The 22,103-nt window shown below is 66.3% G+C and carries 22 protein-coding genes and 1 pseudogene; 11 read left to right on the forward strand and 12 right to left on the reverse strand.

Annotated elements, in window-relative coordinates; all coding sequences use genetic code 11:
• The first annotated feature begins 6 nt into the window (after positions 1 to 6).
• The 7 genes from JYG32_RS02030 (at position 7) to JYG32_RS02060 (ending at position 6,160) form a co-directional block, all read left to right on the forward strand.
• Positions 7 to 639: an L-threonylcarbamoyladenylate synthase gene (locus JYG32_RS02030; RefSeq protein WP_174383867.1), complete on the forward strand. Its 633-nt coding sequence runs from the start codon at positions 7 to 9 to the stop codon at positions 637 to 639.
• Positions 640 to 687: 48 nt separating this feature from the next.
• Positions 688 to 1,350 (forward strand): site-2 protease family protein, encoded by a 663-nt coding sequence (locus JYG32_RS02035; RefSeq protein ID WP_174383868.1) that lies wholly within the window; start codon positions 688 to 690, stop codon positions 1,348 to 1,350.
• Between the two features lie 8 nt (positions 1,351 to 1,358).
• Positions 1,359 to 2,561 carry a tryptophan--tRNA ligase gene (locus JYG32_RS02040; protein ID WP_174383869.1) on the forward strand — a complete coding sequence of 401 codons (1,203 nt, stop codon included), beginning with the start codon at positions 1,359 to 1,361 and terminating at the stop codon, positions 2,559 to 2,561.
• A 9-nt stretch (positions 2,562 to 2,570) separates the two neighbouring features.
• Positions 2,571 to 3,173, forward strand: coding sequence for a class I SAM-dependent methyltransferase (locus tag JYG32_RS02045; RefSeq protein ID WP_213264491.1), 603 nt, complete (start codon positions 2,571 to 2,573; stop codon positions 3,171 to 3,173).
• A gap of 46 nt (positions 3,174 to 3,219) precedes the next feature.
• Positions 3,220 to 4,125 (forward strand): 4-hydroxy-tetrahydrodipicolinate synthase, encoded by a 906-nt coding sequence (dapA, locus tag JYG32_RS02050; protein ID WP_213264492.1) that lies wholly within the window; start codon positions 3,220 to 3,222, stop codon positions 4,123 to 4,125.
• Positions 4,126 to 4,236: 111 nt separating this feature from the next.
• Complete coding sequence (gene bamC, locus JYG32_RS02055; protein WP_174380464.1) at positions 4,237 to 5,379, forward strand: outer membrane protein assembly factor BamC; 1,143 nt, start codon at positions 4,237 to 4,239, stop codon at positions 5,377 to 5,379.
• Positions 5,380 to 5,383: 4 nt separating this feature from the next.
• Positions 5,384 to 6,160 carry an MBL fold metallo-hydrolase gene (locus tag JYG32_RS02060; RefSeq protein WP_174380463.1) on the forward strand — a complete coding sequence of 259 codons (777 nt, stop codon included), beginning with the start codon at positions 5,384 to 5,386 and terminating at the stop codon, positions 6,158 to 6,160.
• 114 nt (positions 6,161 to 6,274) lie between these two features.
• Here JYG32_RS02060 and JYG32_RS02065 read toward each other — a convergent pair whose 3' ends face one another.
• The 3 genes from JYG32_RS02065 to JYG32_RS02070 are packed head-to-tail and all read right to left on the reverse strand — an operon-like array spanning position 6,275 to position 7,990.
• A complete protein-coding gene (locus JYG32_RS02065; RefSeq protein WP_174380462.1) occupies positions 6,275 to 6,538 on the reverse strand; it encodes a hypothetical protein in 264 nt (87 codons plus the stop codon).
• Positions 6,468 to 6,713, reverse strand: a complete 246-nt coding sequence (locus JYG32_RS39655) for a hypothetical protein (RefSeq protein ID WP_011657350.1) — start codon at positions 6,711 to 6,713, stop codon at positions 6,468 to 6,470. Before JYG32_RS39655 ends, JYG32_RS02065 begins: the two co-directional genes overlap by 71 nt.
• Positions 6,714 to 6,769: 56 nt before the next feature.
• Positions 6,770 to 7,990, reverse strand: a complete 1,221-nt coding sequence (locus tag JYG32_RS02070; RefSeq protein WP_213264493.1) for a cupin domain-containing protein — start codon at positions 7,988 to 7,990, stop codon at positions 6,770 to 6,772.
• A 32-nt stretch (positions 7,991 to 8,022) separates the two neighbouring features.
• On the opposite strand from JYG32_RS02070, the gene JYG32_RS02075 reads away from it, so the two are divergent.
• Positions 8,023 to 8,565 carry an FKBP-type peptidyl-prolyl cis-trans isomerase gene (locus JYG32_RS02075; RefSeq protein WP_213264494.1) on the forward strand — a complete coding sequence of 181 codons (543 nt, stop codon included), beginning with the start codon at positions 8,023 to 8,025 and terminating at the stop codon, positions 8,563 to 8,565.
• On the opposite strand, the gene JYG32_RS02080 is transcribed toward JYG32_RS02075, so the two are convergent.
• The 5 genes and pseudogenes from JYG32_RS02080 to JYG32_RS02100 form a co-directional block, all read right to left on the reverse strand.
• Positions 8,545 to 9,816: a hypothetical protein gene (locus tag JYG32_RS02080; protein WP_213265356.1), complete on the reverse strand. Its 1,272-nt coding sequence runs from the start codon at positions 9,814 to 9,816 to the stop codon at positions 8,545 to 8,547. The two genes, JYG32_RS02075 and JYG32_RS02080, sit on opposite strands and share 21 nt — an antisense overlap.
• Complete coding sequence (gene mutS / locus JYG32_RS02085) at positions 9,797 to 12,454, reverse strand: DNA mismatch repair protein MutS (protein ID WP_213264495.1); 2,658 nt, start codon at positions 12,452 to 12,454, stop codon at positions 9,797 to 9,799. The genes JYG32_RS02080 and mutS overlap by 20 nt, the downstream gene beginning before the upstream one ends.
• Before the next feature lie 63 nt (positions 12,455 to 12,517).
• Positions 12,518 to 12,868: pseudogene (locus JYG32_RS02090) on the reverse strand (IS110 family transposase); the annotation flags it as partial.
• A gap of 318 nt (positions 12,869 to 13,186) precedes the next feature.
• The gene (locus JYG32_RS02095; RefSeq protein ID WP_213264496.1) at positions 13,187 to 14,344 is read right to left on the reverse strand and encodes a DUF4382 domain-containing protein; all 1,158 of its coding nucleotides are present in this window, start codon (positions 14,342 to 14,344) and stop codon (positions 13,187 to 13,189) included.
• Positions 14,345 to 14,961: 617 nt separating this feature from the next.
• On the reverse strand, positions 14,962 to 16,584 hold the full coding sequence (locus tag JYG32_RS02100) for an NAD(P)/FAD-dependent oxidoreductase (protein ID WP_213264497.1): 1,623 nt from the start codon (positions 16,582 to 16,584) through the stop codon (positions 14,962 to 14,964).
• 10 nt (positions 16,585 to 16,594) lie between these two features.
• Between JYG32_RS02100 and JYG32_RS02105 the strand changes: the two genes are divergently transcribed.
• Entirely contained in the window at positions 16,595 to 16,891 is a 297-nt protein-coding gene (locus tag JYG32_RS02105; protein WP_213264498.1) for a hypothetical protein, read from the forward strand.
• 179 nt (positions 16,892 to 17,070) lie between these two features.
• Here the strand turns inward: JYG32_RS02105 and JYG32_RS02110 are convergent, their stop codons facing one another.
• Entirely contained in the window at positions 17,071 to 17,874 is an 804-nt protein-coding gene (locus tag JYG32_RS02110) for an inositol monophosphatase family protein (protein WP_174380458.1), read from the reverse strand.
• A gap of 280 nt (positions 17,875 to 18,154) precedes the next feature.
• On the opposite strand from JYG32_RS02110, the gene JYG32_RS02115 reads away from it, so the two are divergent.
• Together JYG32_RS02115 and cysE are read left to right on the forward strand one after the other, a co-directional pair.
• Positions 18,155 to 18,979, forward strand: coding sequence for an RNA methyltransferase (locus JYG32_RS02115; protein ID WP_213264499.1), 825 nt, complete (start codon positions 18,155 to 18,157; stop codon positions 18,977 to 18,979).
• A gap of 295 nt (positions 18,980 to 19,274) precedes the next feature.
• On the forward strand, positions 19,275 to 20,048 hold the full coding sequence (gene cysE, locus JYG32_RS02120; protein ID WP_174380456.1) for a serine O-acetyltransferase: 774 nt from the start codon (positions 19,275 to 19,277) through the stop codon (positions 20,046 to 20,048).
• Positions 20,049 to 20,096: 48 nt separating this feature from the next.
• Here the strand turns inward: cysE and JYG32_RS02125 are convergent, their stop codons facing one another.
• From JYG32_RS02125 to JYG32_RS02135, 3 genes are all read right to left on the reverse strand, one after another.
• On the reverse strand, positions 20,097 to 20,897 hold the full coding sequence (locus JYG32_RS02125) for a UDP-2,3-diacylglucosamine diphosphatase (RefSeq protein ID WP_213264500.1): 801 nt from the start codon (positions 20,895 to 20,897) through the stop codon (positions 20,097 to 20,099).
• 23 nt (positions 20,898 to 20,920) lie between these two features.
• The gene (locus JYG32_RS02130; RefSeq protein WP_006478428.1) at positions 20,921 to 21,412 is read right to left on the reverse strand and encodes a peptidylprolyl isomerase; all 492 of its coding nucleotides are present in this window, start codon (positions 21,410 to 21,412) and stop codon (positions 20,921 to 20,923) included.
• 88 nt (positions 21,413 to 21,500) lie between these two features.
• Positions 21,501 to 22,076, reverse strand: coding sequence for a peptidylprolyl isomerase (locus JYG32_RS02135; RefSeq protein WP_213264501.1), 576 nt, complete (start codon positions 22,074 to 22,076; stop codon positions 21,501 to 21,503).
• Between the last annotated feature and the right edge of the window lie 27 nt (positions 22,077 to 22,103).

Below are 22,103 nucleotides of genomic sequence, written 5' to 3' on the forward strand. Positions count from 1 at the left end.
GCTTCCATGTCCCAGTTCTTCAGGATTCATCCGGATAATCCGCAGCCGCGCCTGATCAAGCAGGCCGTGGAGATCATCAACAAGGGCGGCGTGATCGCGATGCCGACCGATTCGAGCTATGCGCTCGCGTGCCATCTCGACGACAAGGATGCGGTCGAGCGGGTGCGCCGGATTCGCGGCCTCGACGAGAAACAGCACCTGTCGCTGCTCGTGCGCGACCTGTCGGAGCTCGCCAACTTCGCGATGGTCGACAACCGCCAGTACCGGCAGATCAAGTCGGTCACGCCCGGCCCGTACGTATTCATCCTGCAGGCGACGAAGGAAGTGCCGCGCCGGCTGTCGCACCCGTCGCGCAAGACGATCGGGCTGCGCGTGCCCGATCACGCGATCACGCTCGCGCTGCTGGAATCGCTCGGCCAACCGTTGCTCGGCACGACGCTGATCCTGCCGCCGGACGACGAACCGCTGAACGATCCCGACGACATCCGTGCGCGGCTCGAGAAGCAGGTCGACCTCGTGATCGACGGCGGCGCGTGCCCGCGCGAACCGTCGACGGTGATCGACCTGACCGGCAACGAGCCGGAACTCGTGCGCGCAGGCCGCGGCGCGCTCGAACCGTTCGGACTCTCGGCCGCGTAAGCGCGCCGTTCCATTTTTGCGCGAGTGCGCTTGTTACAATAACGCGATATGGATGCTTCCCTGATACAGACCATCGCCGTCTACGCGCTGCCCGTGATCTTCGCGATCACGTTGCACGAGGCCGCGCACGGCTACGCCGCCCGCCTGCTCGGCGACAACACCGCCTACGTGATGGGGCGCGTGTCGTTCAATCCGATGCGCCACATCGATCCGATCGGCACGATCGCGATCCCGCTCGCGATGTATTTCCTGACGGGCGGCGCGTTCCTGTTCGGCTATGCGAAACCGGTGCCGGTTTCGTTCGGCAACCTGCGCAACCCGCGCTGGGGCAGCCTGTGGGTAGCGTTCGCGGGCCCGGCGTGCAATTTCGTGCAGGCGCTGATCTGGGGCCTGCTGACCCTCGTGCTGCCCGCGGTCGGCATCGACGAACCGTTCTTCACGCGGATGGCGTTTGCCGGCGTCAGCGCGAACCTCGTGCTCGGCGTGCTGAACCTGTTTCCGCTGCCGCCGCTCGACGGCGGCCGCATCCTGGCGGCGCTGCTGCCCCCGAAGCAATCGATCGCGCTGTCGCGCATCGAGCCGTACGGTTTCATCATCGTCCTCGTGCTGGTCGCGACGGGCGTGCTGACGAACTTCTGGCTGCGCCCGCTCGTCAACGTCGGCTATGCCGTGCTGAGCGCCATCCTGTCTCCATTCGCCTCGCTTTTCTAACGACAATCATGTTCCCAGAACGTATTTTCTCCGGCATGCGACCCACCGGGTCGCTGCACCTCGGTCATTACCACGGCGTGCTGAAAAACTGGGTGAAACTGCAGTCCGAGTACCCGTGCTTCTTCTGCGTCGTCGACTGGCATGCGCTGACGACGCACTACGAGACTCCCGAGGTCATCGAGAAGAACGTGTGGGACGTGCTGATCGACTGGCTCGCGTCCGGCATCGACCCGGCGCAGGCGACGCTGTTCATCCAGAGCAAGGTGCCCGAGCACGCGGAACTCGCGCTGCTGCTCGGCATGAGCACGCCGCTCGGCTGGCTCGAACGCGTGCCGACCTACAAGGAGCAGATGGAGAAGCTGAAGGACAAGGATCTGTCGACCTACGGCTTCCTGGGCTACCCGGTGCTGATGGCGGCCGACATCCTGCTGTATCGCGGCTCGCTCGTGCCGGTCGGCGAGGATCAGGTGCCGCACGTCGAGATGACGCGCGAGATCGCGCGCCGCTTCAACTACCTGTACGGCCGCGAGCCGGGTTTCGAGGAGAAGGCGCTCGAAGCCGCGAAGAAGCTCGGCGGCAAGCGCGCGAAGCTCTATCACGAGCTGCGCAACGCGTATCAACAGGAAGGCGACGACGAGGCGCTCGAACAGGCGCGTGCGATGCTGCAGGAATCGCAGAGCCTGTCGATGAGCGACCGCGAGCGCCTGTTCGGTTATCTCGAAGGCGCGCGCAAGATCATCCTCGTCGAGCCGCAGGCGCTGTTGACCGAAGCGTCCCGGATGCCGGGCCTCGACGGCCAGAAGATGTCCAAGTCGTACGGCAACACGATCGGCCTGCGTGAAGACGCCGAGACGATCACGAAGAAGGTCCGCACGATGCCGACCGATCCCGCGCGCGTGCGCCGCACCGATCCGGGCGACCCCGACAAGTGCCCGGTGTGGCAACTGCACCAGGTCTATACGGACGAAGCGACGCACGAGTGGGTCCAGAAGGGCTGCCGCTCGGCGGGCATCGGCTGCCTCGACTGCAAGCAGCCGGTCGTCGAAGGCATCCTGCGCGAGCAGCAGCCGATGCTCGAGCGCGCACAGAAGTACATGGACGATCCGTCGCTGCTGCGCGCGATCGTCGCGGACGGTTGCGACAAGGCGCGCAAGTACGCGGTGGAAACGATGCGCGACGTGCGCGACGCGATGGGCCTGTCGTACAACTGATCCGACTGCATGAGCGAATCCCTCATCGCCGCCGCGGGCGGCCACGTCGCACCGGCCGAGCCGTCGCGCTGGGTCGCCCGGTGGTCGCGGCTCGTTCCAGCCGGCGGCGCGGTGCTTGACGTCGCCGCGGGCGGCGGCCGCCATGCGCGCTGGTTCGCGTCGCACGGGCATCCGGTCGTCGCGCTCGACCGCGACCCGGCCGCGCTGGCCGCGTTGCGCGCGATCGCGGGCGTCGATGCCCGCGCCGCGGACCTCGAAGGCGCGCCGTGGCCGCTGCCGGCCGGCGAGCGGTTTTCGGCCGTGATCGTCGCTCATTATCTGCATCGTCCGCTCTGGCCCCATCTGCTCGATGCGGTGGCCCCGGGCGGCGTGCTCATCTACGAAACTTTCGCGCAAGGAAACGAAACGGTCGGCAAACCGTCCAACCCCGCGTTCCTGCTCGCCCCGGGCGAACTGCTGGACGCCGTGCACGGCCGCCTGCGGGTGGTCGCGTACGAGGACGGTTTCGTCGCCGCGCCGCGCGAGGCGTTCGTCCAGCGGCTCTGCGCAGTGCGCGAGGGCGCGACCCCGAAGGCGGGGGCGGGAATTCCACGTTACGAACTGCCCGGCTAATCCGCTACAATCTCAACGTTTACCGGTACACAATCAATCGCGTTTCATGGCTAACGGCACCCAAGACGGCACTCAAATCCGCGGCAGCATCCCCGCGATCGTCACCCCGATGCTCGAAGACGGCAGTCTCGACCTGCCGGCGTTTCGCAAACTGATCGACTGGCACATCGCGGAAGGCACCGATGCGCTCGTCGTGGTCGGTACGAGCGGCGAGTCGGCAACGCTCAACGTCGAAGAGCACATCCTGATGATCCGCACGGCGGTCGAGCATGCGGCGAAACGCATCCCGATCATCGCGGGCGCGGGCGGCAACTCGACCGCCGAGGCGATCGAGCTGACGAAGCACGCCAAGGCTGTCGGCGCGGACGCGACGCTGCAGGTCGTGCCGTACTACAACAAGCCGACGCAGGAAGGCATGTACCGTCACTTCAAGGCGATCGCCGAAGCGGTCGACCTGCCGGTGATCCTGTACAACGTGCCGGGCCGCACGGTCGCGGACATGGCGAACGAGACGATGCTGCGTCTCGCGCAAGTGCCGGGCATCATCGGCGTGAAGGAAGCGACGGGCAACATCGATCGTGCCGCGCACCTGATCAAGGCCGCGCCGAAGCACTTCGCGATTTACAGCGGCGACGATCCGACCGCGATCGCGCTGATGCTGCTCGGCGGCCACGGCAACATCTCGGTGACGGCGAACGTTGCGCCGCGCGCGATGAGCGAGCTGTGCCGCGCGGCGCTGGCCGGCGACGTGCAGACGGCCCGCGAGTTGCACATGAAGCTGCTGTCGCTGCACAAGAATTTGTTCATCGAAGCGAACCCGATTCCGGTGAAGTGGGCGCTGCAGGCGATGGGCAAGATGCAGGGCGGCATTCGGCTGCCGCTCACGGCGCTCGACGAGCGCTGCCACGATGCCGTGCGTTCGGCCCTCGTCGAGGCCGGCGTCCTCGCCTGATGCCGACGCGGCCGTGTCCTGCGGCCGCCGGCTCGACCCCTGATCAACCCGCACCGGCCGGCTCCGTCCGGCGCCGCTCCTGACGAGCGTTCAAGCAAGACGAAGGATTTCATGAAACGTTTCGCCATTTCCTCTCGCGCCATCCAGATGTCGGTGGTGGCGCTGGCGCTGGGCGCGCTCGCCGGCTGCGATACGCTGAACGACTATCTGGCCCCCGACCGGGTCAACTACAAGAACACCGGTTCGGCGCCGCCGCTCGCGGTGCCGAGCGACCTGAAGCCGGTGCCGACGACCCAGCAGTTCGTCGCGCCGCCGACCAACGCCGGGCTCGGCACGCTGCCGCCGCGGGTCACGACGCAGGCCGGCAATGCGACCGACGGCATTCCGAGCGCGCAGGATCCGCTCGGCATGCACATCGAGCGTGACGGCGATCGCCGCTGGCTCGTCGTCGATGGCCGGACGCCCGAGCAGTTGTGGCCGATCCTGAAGGACTTCTGGCAGGAGAACGGCTTCTCGCTGAAGACCGACGCGCCGTCGACGGGCATCATGGCCACCGACTGGGCCGAGAACCGCGCGAACATTCCCGACGACTGGTTCCGCCGCACGATCGGCAAGGTCATCGATTTCGCGTACTCGTCCGGCACGCGCGACCGTTTCCGTACGCTCGTGAACCGCACGTCGGAAGGCAACACCGACATCTCCATCACGCATAGCGCGATGGAAGAAATGATGGTCGGTCCGCAGGGCGGCACGTCGTCGCGCTGGGAAGAGCGTCCGCGCAACCCGGTGCTCGAAGCCGTGTTCCTGTCGAAGCTGATGCAGAAGTTCGGCCTGACCGACGCGCAGGCGAAGCAACTGCTGACCGATGCGCGTCCCGCGACGGCACCGGCGCAGGTGAGCGACACGAGCAGCGGCGCAACGCTGCAACTGGCCGAGTCGTTCGACCGTGCGTGGCTGCGCGTGGGCCTTGCGCTCGACCGTACCAACTTCACGGTCGACAATCGCGACCGCGAGAAGGGCGTGTACACCGTGCGTTATGCGAATTCGATGGAAGAGCTCAAGCGCGACGGCCTGTTCGGCAAGCTGTTCTACGGCGGTCCGGCGGCGGCAAAGCCGGGCAGGGAATTCCTGGTCAACGTGCGCGCGCAAGGCAACGGCGGCACGCAGGTCGCGGTGGTCGGCGCAAACGGCCAGGTCGACAACTCGTCGGACGCGCAGCGGATCATTTCGCTGCTGCACGCGCAGTTGAACTGAGCGCGTGCGATTCGCCAGCCTCGGAAGCGGCAGCGAAGGCAACGCGCTGGTCGTCGAGGCCTCGAGCGGCACGACGACCACCCGCGTGCTGCTCGACTGCGGCTTTTCTGCCAAGGAGGTCGAGCGCCGGCTCGGCCGACTGAATCTCGGCATCGACGATCTCGATGCGATTCTCATCACCCATGAACACAGCGACCACGTCGGCAGTGCGCTGACGCTCGCCCGGCGCGCGTCGCTGCCGCTCTACATGAGCTGGGGCACCGCGCGCGCGGTAGGCGCGGACGAGGCCGATGTCGATCTCCACGTGCTGTGGGGCGACGAGACGGCCTCGATACGCGATCTGGCCGTGATGCCCTATACGGTCCCTCACGATGCGCGGGAACCGCTCCAATTCGTCTTTATGGACGGCTGCCGCCGGCTCGGCGTGCTGACGGACGTCGGGATGGCCACGTCGCACATCACGGCCGTCCTGAGCGGCTGTGACGCGCTGGTGCTCGAATCCAACCACGACACCGCGATGCTGGCCGCGAGCCGCTATCCGCAGTCGCTGAAGGCGCGGATCGGCGGCAACCACGGTCACCTGAGCAACGACGCGGCGGCCGACATCCTCGCGTCGCTCGAACGCAGCCGCCTCCAGCACCTGGTCGCGGCGCACCTGAGCCAGCAGAACAACCTGCCGGAACTGGCCCGCCAGGCGTTTGCCGGCGTGCTGGGGACGAGTGGGGATGAGGTGGTCGTGGCCACGCAGGACGCGGGGTTCGACTGGCTGATGCTCGGCTGAGCCGGGCAGGGCCGCTGCGGCGGCCCGGTGCGACTGCCGGGCGATCGATCCGGAAGCCGCGGACGTAAAAAAACCGGCCCTCGGGCCGGTTTTTTTTCAGCTGATGCTGAAGGCTTACTGGCTTGCGCCCGAAGCCGGAGCAGCCGTCGCTGCCGAAGCAGCCGACGCCACTGCAGCAGCAGCGTCGCTCGCAGCAGCAACTGCCGACGATGCAGCAGCCGAAGCGTCGCTCGCAGCACCAGCAACTGCCGAAGCAGCCGTCGAAGCAGCAGCAGCCGCGTCGCTTGCAGCCGACGAAGCAGCTTGATCAGCGCTCTTGTTGCAAGCAGCCAGTGCAACAGCAGCCAACAGGGAAGCTACGAGGAGGGATTTCTTCATGATCACGTCCTTTTATGGTTAAAGGTAAGCAACAGCGCGAAACAATACCGGTAATGTGCTCCAACACCGACCTGGGCCGCTGGTGGAGACGCACTTCTAGAGCGTGAATCTTCCCTACGGCTTGGGCGGAAATTATATGCACTTTCCTATCGACCGTCGACAAATGCGGGGTCAATACGTTGTCTTTCCCATACAGAATTTGATCCGTACGGGCATACGGGGCGACTCACACTAATTCCGGTCTCCGACCCGTATCCAGCCCGCACGATACCACTCGTGCAACAAGGCTGTCATTGAGGGAACCCGGGATAGTGTTACAAACCGTTTCGCCTCCATCTGGCGTTGATTGGCCAATTCGGGCAGCCATTCGCCGGCTTGCTCGAGCGGTCCTTCCTCGCCATTAATGAAGTACGAGCGCGCGTTATACATCAATGCGGCCCTTCTGTCGAGACTCACGCCACGGCGCGATGCGTGCGTGACGAACGCGGCCTCGGACAGCGGGCGCGCGGGCGGGTCGAATACGACGCTCGGCTTGGGCTCGCTCAGGTAGCAGCCGAGGAATTCGGCGACGTCGCGCTTGCGCCAGCGGATGGCGTCGACGATCTCGGCAACGCGCTCGACCATCGCCGGCGGCAGTTGCGCGGGCGTGTCGACGGCCGGCTGCTTCGGATCGCGGTAGAGGTCGTCGCCGCCGCCGTCGCGCAGGCCGCCACGCTCCGCGAGATAGTACAGGAATTGGGCGCCCAGTTCGCCGGCGGACGGGGCCCGGAAGCCGATCGAGCAGGTCATGCATTCGCCTTCGGCGACGCCGTCGTGCGCGATGTGGGGCGGCAGGTACAGCATGTCGCCGGGCTCCAGCACCCATTCGTCGCTCGGCTCGAAGTTTTCGAGGATCTTCAGCGGCACGTCCGGCTGCAGCGACAGATCCTTCTGCGCACCGACGCGCCAGCGGCGCCGGCCATCGACCTGCAACAGGAATACATCATACGAATCGAAGTGCGGGCCGACGCCGCCGCCGTCGGTCGCATACGAGATCATCAGGTCGTCCAGGCGCGCGTCGGGGACGAAGCGGAAGCGGTCGAGCAACGCGCGTGCCGCATCGACGTGCAGGTCGAGCCCCTGCACGAGCAGGGTCCAGGCCTTGCGCGTGACGGCGGGCAGCGAGCCCGGCTCGAACGGCCCGTGCGCCAGTTGCCACTTGTTACGAAAATGGGTGATCAGTCGCGATTCCGCGTCATAGTCGGATGCGAGTTCGAACAGCGCATCGCGCGTGACCGGCGACGCGACGCCGGGGATAGCCTGGCGGATCAGGAGCGGCTTCTTCTGCCAGTAGTCGCGCATGAATTGCGACGGCGTGAGACCGCCGAGCAGCGGTGTGGGAAGATCGGAAGGCGGCGCGCCGAACGGGGCGGCAGCGGCATCCCGCGGTTCGGCTTGAGACCGGTTGCGCATCGTATAATGAGACTTGTATTTGGGAGAATTGGATGAAAATCGCAAAAAACACCGTCGTGTCGGTCACTTACAAGCTGTCGGATGCACAGGGCAATCTGATCGAGGAAAGCGACGAGCCGATGGTCTATCTGCACGGCGGCTATGATGGCACGTTCCCCAAGATCGAGGAACAGCTCGACGGGCAGGAGCCGGGTTACCAGGCGCAGATTCAGCTCGAGCCGCAGGACGCGTTCGGCGACTACGATCCCGAACTCGTGAAGGTCGAGCCGCGCGATCGTTTCCCCGAGCCGCTCGAAGTGGGCATGCAGTTCGAAGGCACGCCGGAAGACGGCGACGAGGAAGTCGATTCGCTGATCTATACGGTCACCGACGTCGCCGAAGACAAGGTCGTGCTCGACGGCAATCACCCGCTGGCAGGCATGGCGCTGCGTTTCGCACTCACGGTGAAGGACGTTCGCGAAGCAACCGAAGACGAAATCGAGCATGAGCACGCGCATGGCGCGGAAGGGCTCGAGATCGTCGACGAGGACGAAGACGAAGACGGCGAAGCGCCGTCAGGGCGCACCCTGCACTGAGCTCGCAGGCTGGCCGGGCGCCGGCCCCGATGCAGGGGGCGGTGCCGGCCACGACGCGCCGCCGGGTGCGGCGCCGTCACCCTGCAGCGGCGGCGCGACCGACGACGAGTCGGGCAGCGCCGGCAACGCGGGGATTTCCGGCATCTGCGGCAGCGGGACATCGTCGTGCGGCACGAGCGGCAGCGCGGGCGGCACCGGCAGGTTCTTCGGCACCTCCTGCAGGCTCACGTTGAAGATCGTCTGCCGGGCCGGCGACACGCTCACCTTGACCCACTGATTCGCCGGATGACGCGGTCCGATCGCGACGCGCGTCACGTTCCCTACCAGTTCACCGTCGTCGGCCCGCAGCGGACGATCGATCAGAAAGCCGTTCGCAAGCGGTTCGCCGCTTGCGTGCATCACCAGTATCGGGCCGCGGAACGTCGCCGCCGCCTTCACCAGCGTTCGTTTCAACTCACGGAAGCCGTCACGCACGCGCGGCCGGTTGAAACGCAGCCATGCGAACCGCTCCGAGCGTTCATGGCGTTCGAATTGCGGATCGCCCTCGAAAATCACCACCATCGCACGCGCTTCGCGCCGCTTCGCGTATTCGGCCGCGTGGTCGATCCAGAAGCCGTTCGCGATGACGCGGTCCTCGAATTCGCCGTTGCGGCCGCCGGCCGTCAGGAAGTGATTGTTCGGCGCCGGTGCGTTGAGTGCGACATAGACGATGTCGTCGCGCATCCAGCGCGCGTTTTCGCGATACGGCCGGAACCGCGCGATTTCGCTTTCCCGCGTGATCTGCAGCGCGCCGGGGTCGGGCAGCGCCGAATCGGCGAGCAGCGTCTGCCGCAGGAAGTCGAGCCGCTCGACCGGATCGTAGCTGCCGCCGGCCACGGTGTTGCACGTCGCCCAGTCGTCGTGGCCGGGGATGAATACGAGCGGCACGCGTGCGGCGTCCAGGATCGCGCCGCGCTGCGAATACAACGCATCGCGGCATGCTTCCTTCGAGCCCTTGAGATCGCCTGCATAGACGACGAAAGCGAGGTTGCGCTCGCGCGCGATCGCATCGAGCAGCCGCTGGGCCGCCGGTTCGTCCGCCGGGACGTTGATCACGCCCGACACGACCGCGAACGAGTAGGGCGCGGTGGCGCGCTTCGGCGGTGCTGCCAGCGCGCCGGCCTGCGCGAGCGCGAGCGCCGCCGAAGCGAGCGCGGCGGCAGCGCGGGCAGGCAGGCGCCGCGGGATGCGCTTACGCGTGCCCGTCGGCATCGTGCGACCGGACCAGCGTGCGCAGCTCATACAGCAGGTCGAGCGCCTCGCGCGGCTTGAGATCGTCGGGGTCGATGTCGCGCAGCTTGTCGAGCGCCGGATGCGGCCTGGCGGGCAGCGCCGGCGCGTCCGCGCATTCGAGATCGTCGGCGACCACCGGCTGCGCGCTGAACAAGTCGAGTTGCGGCGTGTGCTGTGCCGCCGACTGTTGTTCGAGATAGGCGAGATGCTTGCGCGCGGCGCGGATCACGGGCGCCGGGACACCCGCGAGCTGCGCGACCTGCAGGCCGTAGCTCTGGTTGGCCGGGCCTTCGTTGACCGCATGCAGGAACACGATGCCGTGGCCGTGCTCGACGGCCGACAGGTGGACGTTGGCCGCTTGCGGGAATTCGGCCGGCAGTTGCGTCAGCTCGAAGTAGTGCGTCGCGAACAGCGTGTAGCAGGTGTTGTGCGCAAGCAGGTGGCGCGCGATGGCCCATGCGAGCGCGAGGCCGTCGAACGTCGACGTGCCGCGCCCGATCTCGTCCATCAGCACGAGGCTTTGCGGGGTCGCGTCGTTGAGGATCGCCGCAGCCTCGGTCATCTCGACCATGAACGTCGAGCGGCCGCCCGCGAGATCGTCGGCGGCGCCGATGCGCGTGAAGATCCGGTCGATCGGACCGAAGCATGCCGACTTTGCCGGCACGTAGCTGCCGACGTAAGCCATCAGCGCGATCAGCGCGGTCTGCCGCATGAACGTCGATTTACCGCCCATGTTCGGACCGGTGATCAGCAGCAGCTTGCGCTCGGTGCCGAACCGGCAGTCGTTCGCGATGAACTGTTCGACCTGCGCTTCGACGACCGGGTGGCGGCCCTGTTCGATTTCGATGCCGATCTCGTCGGTGAAGGTCGGCGCGACCCAGTCGAGCGCGCGCGCGCGTTCGGCGAATGCGGCGAGCAGGTCGAGTTCGGCGAGTGCCGATGCGACGCGCTGGCACTCGGGGATGAACGGCAGCAGCGCCTGCAGCACCGCATCGTACAGCGCGCGCTCGCGCGCCAGCGCGCGTTCCTGCGCGGACAGTGCCTTGTCCTCGAAGGTTTTCAGTTCGGGCGTGATATAGCGCTCGGCGTTCTTCAGCGTCTGGCGGCGGCGATAATCGTCGGGCACCTTGTCGGTCTGGCCGCGCGTGACCTCGATGTAGAAGCCGTGCACCTTGTTGTATTCGACGCGCAGGTTCGCGATGCCGGTGCGCGTGCGCTCGCGCGCTTCGAGATCGATCAGGAACTGCCCGCAGTTCTCCGAGATGTCGCGTAGCTCGTCGAGCTCGGCGTCGTAGCCGCGTGCGATCACGCCGCCGTCGCGCACCATGGCAGCCGGCTCGGGCGCAATCGCGCTCGTCAGCAGGTCGAGGCATTCGGCGGGCGGCGCGAGTGCTGCATCGACGCGGGTGAGCGCGTCCGCATTCGCGACGATCGCACTGATGCGCTCGCGCAGCGCCGGCAGCGCGGCGAACGTGTCGCGCAGGCTCGACAGGTCGCGCGGACGCGCGGACAGCAGCGCGAGACGCCCGGTGATCCGCTCGACGTCGGCGATCTGGCGCAGCGCGCTGCGCAGCGCATCGAGGCTTGCATTCGCCGGCGCATCGAGCAGCGCGCCGATCGCCTGCTGGCGCGACTGCGCGGCGACCGACGCGCGCGGCGGATGATGCAGCCAGTGACGCAGCAGGCGGCTGCCCATCGTCGTGCAGCAGGTGTCCAGCAGCGAATACAGCGTCGGCGACTCGGTGCCGCGCAGCGTCTCGGTCAGTTCGAGGTTGCGACGGGTGGCCGGATCGAGCCCGATGTATTCGGTTTCGTTCTCGACCTTCAGGCTGCGCACGTGCCGCAGTTGCTGGCCTTGCGTGGCCGCTGCGTAGAGCAGCAGCGCGCCCGCGGCGCCGCAGGCGCTCGTCAAGGAATGCGCACCGAAACCGTCGAGGCTCGCGACATCGAGCTGGTCGCACAGGCGTTGCGTGCCGGATGCGATGTCGAAGTGCCACGCCGGCACGCGCTTGGTTGCGCCGGTGCCTGCCGGTACGGCGTCGGTCGCGCCGTCCGCCGTCAGGATTTCGGCCGGCCGGATACGCTCGAGCGCGGCGCCGAGCTGCTCGGGTTCGATTTCGGCGAGCCGCAGCGCGCCGCTTGCGAGGTTCAGCCACGCGAGGCCGATGTTGACCGCGACGCCGCGCTTGTTGTGGCCCGTGCACATCGCGAGCAGGTAGACGTCGTTCTTGTCGGACAGCAGCGCGGCATCGGTCAGCGTGCCGGGCGTGACGACGCGCACGACCTTGCGCTCGACGGGGCCTTTCGACGTGGCCGGATCGCCGATCTGCTCGCAGATCGCGACCGATTCGCCCATCTTCACGAGCTTCGCAAGATACTGCTCGACTGCGTGATGCGGCACGCCGGCCATCTTGATCGGCGTGCCGGCCGAGGCGCCGCGCTGCGTGAGGGTCAGGTCGAGCAGGCGCGAGGCCTTTTCCGCATCTTCGAAAAATAGCTCGTAAAAGTCGCCCATCCGGTAGAAGACGAGCGTGTCGGGATGGTCGGCCTTGATGCGCAGATACTGCTGCATCATTGGGGTATGGCCGGCGAAGGCTTCGGGCGACAGCGTGGTCATAGGTCAGGCATCTGGTTTGTTGCTTGGGTTGCGCGAGTTTACCAGTGCGACTGGTGTTCAGGCCTGATCCTGGCCGTTTGGCTGGCTCACGAAGCGCATGCCCGGACGCGGCGCGGCTTCGCAGATGGTCTGTGCATCCGCAAAGTCGTTCTTGTTGCCTTGCCGGAAAGGTTTGACGAATTGACGGGAGATCAGCCGGGCTTCATGGCCCAGCGACTGGACTCGCCGCGCGATCCGGTGGGCACGCGCGCAAGCCTCCATCACCACGGTGCAGCTCGATAAATTGGCCTGCAGTACAAGCATCTGTTGGCGCGTGAGCTTCTTGCGGAACACCATCCTGCCCAACGCATCCTGCGCGTGCAGGTGGAGGCAATGCTTGCCCAGGTCAATGCCGATCAACGAAACCGTGTCCACGATGGTCCTCAAAAAGAACGATCCCCACTCAGCGTAGTCTGCTGGGTGGGGATCGGGCTGACCATCTCATCAAGGCCCGCGATGTGCGGGCCTTCCATCAGCAGTTGCCTTTCTTGGCTTGTCCGGGTGGGCAGAAACCGTTCCCCGGGCCACCTTGCGGCGCGACCACAACCGGTGCACCGGGAACGTATGCGACGCACCCGCCGAGCACGCCAACCATGCTTGCCGCTGCGAGCAGCGCGATCACCCCTTTCTTCACTTCGTTCTCCCGTTGGAAGGAAAGGGCCGTTCGACCCTTTCCGTTATGTCGTTGGACCGTCAGAAACTGAAATTGACGTTCGTCTGGCTCGTCGTTGCATTGACGTTCGTCGATTGCGTTGCCCCCGACGCTGCGTCCGCTTCGATCGTATATTGGCCTGCCGCCGCCGGCGCGGCAGCCAGCGCGACCGGCAGCGAACCCGAGTACGTGCCGACGATCGGCGCGGCCGTCGGCACCGACAGCGCGTACGCGCCCGTGTCCAGGTTCGCGTTGACCGACGTAATCTCGTATGCGTTTGCATCGACCGTCTGCAGCGCGCGCACCAGCGCGTTCGCGCTCGCCGTCACCGTGCCGCTGACCGTGCTCATCGCCGAGGCCGGCAGCGCGATCGGCACGTTCGACGTCGACACGGCCGTGCTTGTGTTCACGACAACCGGCACCGAGCGCACGACACCCGACGCGACGTTGTTCTGCACGATCACGACGTCGTAGTTGCCCTGCGTCGAGCTTTGGATCAGCGGCGACAGCACGAACTTACCGGTGCTATCGGCCACCGTGCCGCGCACGACCTTGCCACCCTGTTCGGCGTAGACCGTCGCGCCCGCTTCGGCCTGCGCGACGTAGCCCGATATCGCGCCGCTCACGACGGTCGGTGTCGCCGTCACGACGGGCTTGAGTGCATAGGCGCCGTTCCCGCGCTGCACGATCGACTTGCACGCATTGAAATCGAGCACAAGGTCGACGAGCGTGTTCGGCTGGACCGTGAAGGGCGTGATGATCTTGTAGCCGCTTTGCGTCGCGCTCGGTGTCGCGAGCGCCTGCTCGGTGCCGCCCGTCGGCACGACCGAGTTCGCGAGCGTGTTGCCCTGGTTCTGCGCGAGCACGAGGCGGACCTGCTGGTACTGGCCGGCCGGCAGCGCGGTCTGGCCGAGATCAGCGAGCGTACCGTTGGTCAGCGACAGCAAGTCGATCTTCTGCGGCGTCGGCAGCGTGATCGTCGACCAGCCCGCGTCGTTGTCGCCGGCGTTCGAGCTGGCGTTCACGCGCACCTGCGACACGGTGACGAACACATGATCGAAGCCGCACGACGGTGCATCGGTCATCGCGACGTGCAGCGTGCCGTTCTGCACGCTGCCGCCGCCGTCTCCGCCGCCGCAACCGGCAAGAACGAAGGGCACGAATGCAGCGCAAAGCGCACTTTTAAAAAAATTATTCATATGTCACCCCCCACGGGCGTTGTTGTTGGTGACCGAAGAATAGCGCCGCGTCAGCTTACTATTTGGGCATCTTTGAAACGAACGGTAACTTTTGGTTCGGTCGGTAAATTGTGTTCGAGATTGAGGCTGCTTCAGGAGGGGTGAAGCGGAACAGGGTGACGATTGCTGCGTCGGCGTATGCAATGCGGGCCCGTGGGGCGAGCGACTGCGACGCGAAAATGGTGCGAATGCGGCAGATGCCGCACGGCGATCGATCAGATCGGAGGTCTTTCGTAGGTGATGCTGCTTAGCTTCTGGCGTAGGTTACCTTCCGATGCCTTATGCCACTGCCCGAAGGTACTGCTGCGTCATCGGGGTGTGGCCTGCAAAGGCGTCGGGCGACAGCGCGGTCATGGGTCAGGCATGAAGTTGTGGTTCTGGTGCCCGAGTCTTTTGTCAGCGGCCCCGACATGCAAGCTCGAAGTTCGCTGTTCTGCCAGCCGCCGGAAATCACGGATAGGTCCGGTGGCGGCCCTATCCGGTTATTCGCCCTCGCTCTCGGGCGGGAATTCGAAAGTCGGCTTGATTCGGCGTCACTCGGCTCAAGGAGCTTCGCGCGCCGATCCCCGTCCGGCATCTCAGGACGCGTGCGCCGACGTCAGACTGAGTGCCACCGCTTGCGCGACTTCGATGCCGTCGATGGCTGCCGAATAGATGCCACCCGCATACCCCGCGCCTTCGCCGGCCGGATACAGCCCTTCGACGTTCATGCTTTGGTAATCGTCTTTGCGTCGAATCCGGATCGGTGACGAAGTGCGCGTCTCCACGCCGGTGAGCACGGCATCGTGCATCGCGAAGCCCGCGATCTTCTTGTCGATCTGGGGCAATGCTTCACGGATTGCTTCGATCACGTAGTCCGGGAGTGCGGTGCTGAGATCGGTCGGGTTCACGCCGGGCTTGTACGATGGCTCGACGGAGCCAAGCGACGTTGACGGCCGGCCTGCGATGAAATCCCCGACCAGTTGGCCCGGCGCGCGGTAATCGCCGCCGCCGAGTTCGAATGCGCGCTCTTCCCATTTGCGCTGGAACGCGATACCCGCCAGCGGACCGCCGGGATAGTCATCCGGCGTGATGCCGACGACGATGCCCGCATTCGCGTTGCGCTCGGCCCGGGAATACTGGCTCATGCCATTGGTGACCACGCGGCCCGGCTCGGAGGTCGCCGCGACCACCGTGCCTCCGGGGCACATGCAGAAGCTGTAGACGGCCCGTCCATTGCTGCAGTGGTGGACCACCTTGTAGTCGGCCGCACCGAGTTGCTTGTGGCCCGCAAACTTGCCGAAGCGGCTGCGATCGATCAGCCCCTGCGGATGTTCGATGCGAAAACCCAGCGAAAACGGCTTGGCTTCGATATACACACCGCGATCGTGCAGCATCTCGAAGGTATCGCGCGCGCTGTGACCCACGGCCAGCACCACGTGGTCGCACCGGAGCGTTTCCCCGTTCGAGAGCGTGAGCGACCGTACCTTGCCCTGATCGATTTCGATGTCGTCGACCCGGGTTTCGAAGCGCACTTCACCACCCAGTTCGTGGATGGACGCGCGCATCTTTTCGACCATGCTGACGAGGCGGAACGTGCCGATGTGCGGCCGGCTCAAATACAGGATGTCTTCCGGCGCGCCTGCCTTGACGAATTCGTCCAGCACCTTGCGGCCATAGTGGTTGGGATCCTTGATCTGGCTGTACAGCTTGCCGTCGGAAAACGTCCCGGCCCCGCCTTCGCCGAACTGCACGTTGGATTCGGGGTTGAGCACGCTCTTGCGCCACAGGCCGAAGGTGTCCTTGGTGCGCTCGCGCACGGCCTTGCCACGTTCGAGGATGATCGGGCGGAAGCCCATCTGCGCGAGGATCAGTCCTGCAAACAGGCCGCACGGCCCCATGCCGATGACAACCGGGCGCAGGAAGGCGGTGTGCTCGGGGGCCTTCGCGACAAAGCGGTACGCCATGTCAGGCGTCACGCCGCAATGCGGCTTGCCGGCGAGTCGCTTGAGCGCGGCCGCTTCGTCCTTGACTTCGACATCGACGATATACGTCAGCTTGATGTCGGAGCGCTTGCGGGCATCGTGCGCACGGCGGAACACGGTGTAACGGAGCAGCCCGTCTGCCGCCACGCCAAGCTCCGCGAGGCGCGCGCGAATCGCGGCTTCGAGCGCGCTTTCGGGATGGTCGAGGGGGAGTTTAACTTCGCTTAGCCGTAACATGGGTACTCGGATGCTGTCGCCACGGCGTCGTGGCGGTGTTGAAACGGGCGGGGCCGACATGCGGGTGGTGGCGTTGTTCGCCACGCGGGCATCCCGGATGCAAACCATTCATCGCTGGAACAAGCGGTACGAGCGGCTGCACACTGACCAGGCCGGACAACTCGGGCAACTTCAGGGCGCGAGCATGAAGCGCCCCTTGTTGCGTGGGGAAGATTTTTTCGTCCCCGAACAATCGAAAGGCGAACGTCGCTCCATCATGACGGTGCTGGCGAGTGGTTGCTGCGAAAGCCACGCCAGGCGGGCGTAGCCGCCGTTGTCGTTCATGCTGGCCAACATAGCACATCGATATCGATGCCACGCAAAAATGCGGCCGCCAGAGCGAAAAGGGTGGTAGCGACGCACGCAGCATCGCCTTGCCGACGGCCCGTGCCGCACGCAGCGGACAAGGGCCGTCGAAGGCACCGCACAGGCGGGCGCGGTCGGGGCTTACTCGGCCGCCGGATGCACGCGGCTGTAGCGATTCAGGATCGGGATCATCTGCGCGTAGATCTTCGGGTTCGCGGCGACGATCTCATGGCGATGCAGGAAATCGGCGTCGCCCGTGTAGTTGCCGACGAGGCCGCCGGCCTCGGTGATCAGCAGGCTGCCCGCCGCCATATCCCACACGTTGATGCCCTGTTCGAAGAACGCGTCGAGGCGGCCGGCCGCGACGTTCGCGAGATCGAGTGCCGCCGCGCCCGGGCGGCGCAGGCCCGTGCAGGCCTGCGTCATTTCGGTGAAGAGGCGCGCGTACGCGTCGAGGCCGTCCTTCTCGCGGAACGGGAAGCCCGTGCCGACCAGCGCGTCGGAGAGGCGGTCGCGGCGGCCGACGCGGATGCGGCGGTCGTTCAGGTACGCGCCGCGGCCACGCGTGGCCGTGAACAGGTCGTTCTTGTTCGGATCGTAGACGACGGCCTGCGTGACGACGCCCTTGTGTTCGAGCGCGATCGATACGCAGTAGTACGGGAAGCCGTGGATGAAGTTGGTCGTGCCGTCGAGCGGATCGATGATCCACTTGAATTCGGATTCGTTCTCCGATTCGCCCGATTCCTCCGCGAGGATCGCGTGATCGGGGTAGGCGGTCTTCAGCGTCTCGATGATCGCGTCTTCGGCGGCCTTGTCCACTTCGGTGACGAAGTCGTTCTGCTGCTTCCTGCGAATTTCGATCAGGTCGAGATCGAGTGACGCGCGGTTGATGATCTGTCCGGCGCGGCGCGCAGCCTTGACAGCAATGTTGAGCATGGGATGCATGAGCCTGGATCCTGTAGCCGGCGGCACGGGCCGCCACGAAGTGGAACAACCGCCCGGAACGGCGCAAGCGTGCCGGGCGAGGTGAGACGCGAATTGACAAAGAGCGGGGTACGACCCGCGCCGCACGGCGTGCGACGCGTAAAGGCATGATTTTACCCGATTTTTGGCGGTTTCAGGCGACCGGGATGCGGGGAAACCCCTGCTGACCGTCCGGAGGAGTGGGTTTGCCGGGGCGATGGCGATACCATACGGCCATTCTGATGAACCGAGTCGTATCGTAGTGGAAACCCCGCAGAACACCGCCGCGCCGTCCGAGTCGGGCGCGGCCACATCCCGGCCGCTGTCCGGCGGCTTTACGTCCACCCGCTTCGTGCTTGTCGAGCCGAGCCATCCCGGCAATGTCGGGGCGGCCGCCCGCGCGCTGAAGACGATGGGCTTCTCGCGTCTCGTGCTGGTCGCGCCGCGCGTGCCGCACGTGCAGAGCGACCCCGAGGCGATCGCGATGGCCAGCGGCGCGGACGACGTCCTCGCGTCCGCGCATGTCGTGCCGACGCTCGGCGACGCGCTGTCCGGCGCTCACTGGTCGATCGCGCTGACCGCGCGCACGCGCGAATACGGGCCGCCGCGCCTTGCGCCGCGTGCGGCCGCCGCGCAGGCGTGCGCGCAGGTCGGCACGGGCGACATCGCGCTCGTGTTCGGCAACGAGCGCACGGGCCTGGCGAACGAGCATGTCGAACAGTGCAGCGCGCTCGCGCACATCCCGGCGAACCCGGCCTACAGTTCGCTGAATCTCGCGCAGGCCGTGCAGGTGCTTGCGTACGAGCTCCGCGTCGCGTTTCTCGAGCAGGCGAGCGAGCCGTCGCCGCAACCATCGTCCGAGGCGGGCACGCTCGCGCAGAGCGACGAGATCGAACGGATGTACGTGCACCTCGAGAACGCGCTGATCGCGCTCGACTTCCTCGATCCGCGCAATCCGAAGAAACTGATGCCGCGGCTGCGACGCCTGTTCGCGCGCACGGGCCTCGAGCGCGAGGAGGTCAACATCCTGCGCGGCGTCGCGAAGCACATCCTGCTGAAATCGGGCAAGCCCGACGGCGACGCGTAAGCGGCCGACGGACCGGCAACCGGGCGTTCGGGTGCAGCGTCCCGGCCGGGCGGGCGCTTGGTCGGCCTTCGGAGGCGCCAGGCCCCGCGCGCGTCCGACCGGCCGAACCTCCCGCGAACACCGCCACAGCGAGCCTCCTGCCCGAATACCCGCGCCGGCGGCGGGGTGAACGCGCGACCTCGTGCGGCCGTGCGCGACTGGCCCTACAATCGCCGGACGTCATAAGCAAATTACCCGGCGCGATAACGGCCGGTCATAGCCGGCGGTGCGCGCCGGCCCTTTCCCCGATCAGATCATGTTCACGAGACTGCGCGAAGACGTTGCAACGATTCGCGAGCGGGATCCCGCCGCTCGCAGTGCCTGGGAAGTGCTGACCTGTTATCCGGGGCTGCATGCGCTCGTGCTGCACCGTTTCGCGCACGCCTGCTGGTGCGCGAAGCGCTACTGGCTCGCACGTTTCGCGTCGCAGGCCGGGCGTTTCCTGACGGGTATCGAGATCCACCCCGGTGCGACGATCGGCCGGCGCGTATTCATCGATCACGGCATGGGTGTCGTGATCGGCGAGACGGCGATCATCGGCGACGATTGCACGATCTATCAGGGCGTGACGCTCGGCGGCACGTCGCTCACGCGCGGCGCGAAGCGCCACCCGACGCTCGAGGCCGGCGTGATCGTCGGCGCGGGCGCGAAGGTGCTCGGCGGGTTCACGGTCGGCGCGGGCGCGAAGATCGGTTCGAACGCGGTCGTCGTGAAGCCGGTGCCGGCGGGCGGCACGGCGGTCGGCAATCCGGCGCGCATCGTGATGCCGGCGCAGCCGAAGCCGCAGCCGGAACGCGCGGCGTTCTGCGCCTACGGGATCACGCCGAACGCCGACGATCCGATGTCGCTCGCGATTCACGGCCTGATCGATCATGCGGCCAAGGAAAGCCGCCGCGTCGACGAGATCGTCGCGGCGCTCGAGCGGCTCGGCACGCATCTGGAAACGCTGCAGGGCGCCGATGCGGCGCGCCTCGACCTGCGCAGGCTGTCGGCGGTGCTGGAAGGAAAGACGGTCGAGCGCCAGGCGTAATGCGATGGGCGCCGACGGCTGCCGGTCGGTGAGGCGGCGGTGGCGCCGTCAGTCGAGCGGCATCGCGTGGATGCCTTCCGCGTCGACGCGCAGGTAGCCGCCGCGGCGCGTACCGTGGTCGAGATCCCAGTCGGGCAGCACCCAGCGGACGCCGCCCGGTTCGGCGTGGCGCGCGGGGCGGTGCGTGTGGCCGTGAATGATCACGCTCGCGCGGCTCTTTCGGAACAGCGCTGCCACGCCTTCACGCGTGACATCGTAGATCGCCGAAACGGGGCGCATCCGGCCTGCTTCGCTGTTCGAGCGCATGCGTTGCGCGAGCGCGCGGCGCCAGCGGAGCGGCCACGCGAGAAACAGCCATTGCGCGACGCGGTTGCGTGCGAAGCGGCGGAACACCTGATAGCCGCGGTCGGCCGTGCATTGCGCGTCGCCGTGCGCGAGCACGATGCGCTGGCCGAACGCCGTGATCAGCGAAGGGTCGGGCAGCAGCATCGCGCCGGCGGCCTTCATGAAGCGCCGGCCGAGCAGGAAATCGCGGTTGCCGTGCATCACGTAGAGCGCGATCCCGCGTTCCGAGAACGTGTGCATCAGCGCGGCCATGCGTGCCGCGAACGGATCGTCGTCGAGGATGTCGTCGCCGATCCAGTATTCGAACAGGTCGCCGAGGATGAACACCGAGTCGGCGCTGTCGGCGGTGTATTTCACGAAATGCTCGAACGCGGCGACCGTCTTCGGAATCGCTACGCTCAGGTGCAGATCGGAGAGAAACAGGAACGGGCGTGCGGCTTGCGCGTATTCGCGCTCGCCCGGCACGCCCGCGGAGACGCTTCGCGGCGGACTCTCCTGCAACATCGAAGTGCCTCCGTTACCGTGCGTCAGACCACGACGGCCTTCTCGATCACGACGTCGTCGGTCGGCACGTCCTGGTGGAAGCCAGCGTTGCCCGTCTTGACGCCCTTGATCTTGTCGACCACGTCCTGGCCTTCGACGACCTTGCCGAACACCGCGTAGCCCCAGCCCTGCGGCGTCGGCGACGAGTGGTTCAGGAAGTCGTTGTCGTTCACGTTGATGAAGAACTGGGCGGTTGCCGAGTGCGGATCGTTCGTGCGCGCCATCGCGACCGTGTAGTTGTCGTTCTTCAGGCCGTTGTTCGCCTCGTTGTCGATCGGCGCGTCGGTCGGCTTCTGCTTCAGGCCCGGCTCGAAGCCGCCGCCCTGGATCATGAAGCCGTTGATCACGCGATGGAACACGGTGCCGTCGTAGTGGCCCTTCTTCACATAGTTCAGGAAGTTCTCGACCGTCTTCGGTGCCTTCGCGGCGTCGAGCTCGAGCTTGATCACGCCGTGGTTCGTATGCAGTTCAACCATGATGAATTCCTTCGGTGAGGCGGTTTAAATGGCACGCGGCCGGTCGTACGACGCGGCCGCGTGGTGCGCCGGACGTGCCGGCAGGTTCTTACTTCGAGACGATGCTGGCCGATTCGATCAGGATCGGTTGCGCGGGCACGTCCTGCATCGGGCCGCGCGAAGTCGTCGCCACGCCTTCGATCTTCTTCACGACGTCGAGACCCGACACGACCTTGCCGAACACCGCATAGCCGTTGCCGTCCGGGTTCGGGTAGTCGAGGCCGCTGTTGTCGACCGTATTGATGAAGAACTGCGCGGTGGCCGAGTTCGGATCGCTCGTGCGTGCCATCGCGATCGTGCCCGTCAGGTTCTTCAGACCATTGCGGCTTTCCAGCGGGATCGGCGCGCGGGTCGGCTTCTCCTCGAAGTTGGTCTTGTAGCCGCCACCCTGGATCATGAAGCCCTTGATCACGCGATGGAAGATCGTGCCGTTGTACTGGCCGGCCTTCACGTAATCGAGGAAGTTGGCGACCGACTTCGGCGCCTTCTCCGGGTAGAGCTCGACGCGGATGTCGCCCTGCGAGGTCTTGAGCTGCACGACGGGGTGCGCTGTGGCCGTTTGTGCGAACGCGGGCGCGGTCGCGAGAAGGGCGGCGCCGCCAAGCGCCAGCAACAGACGTTTCATTGCGATCCTCAGGTTGGGAGGGAAAGG

It is taken from the genome of Burkholderia pyrrocinia (assembly GCF_018417535.1).
GTDB lineage: Bacteria > Pseudomonadota > Gammaproteobacteria > Burkholderiales > Burkholderiaceae > Burkholderia > Burkholderia pyrrocinia_E.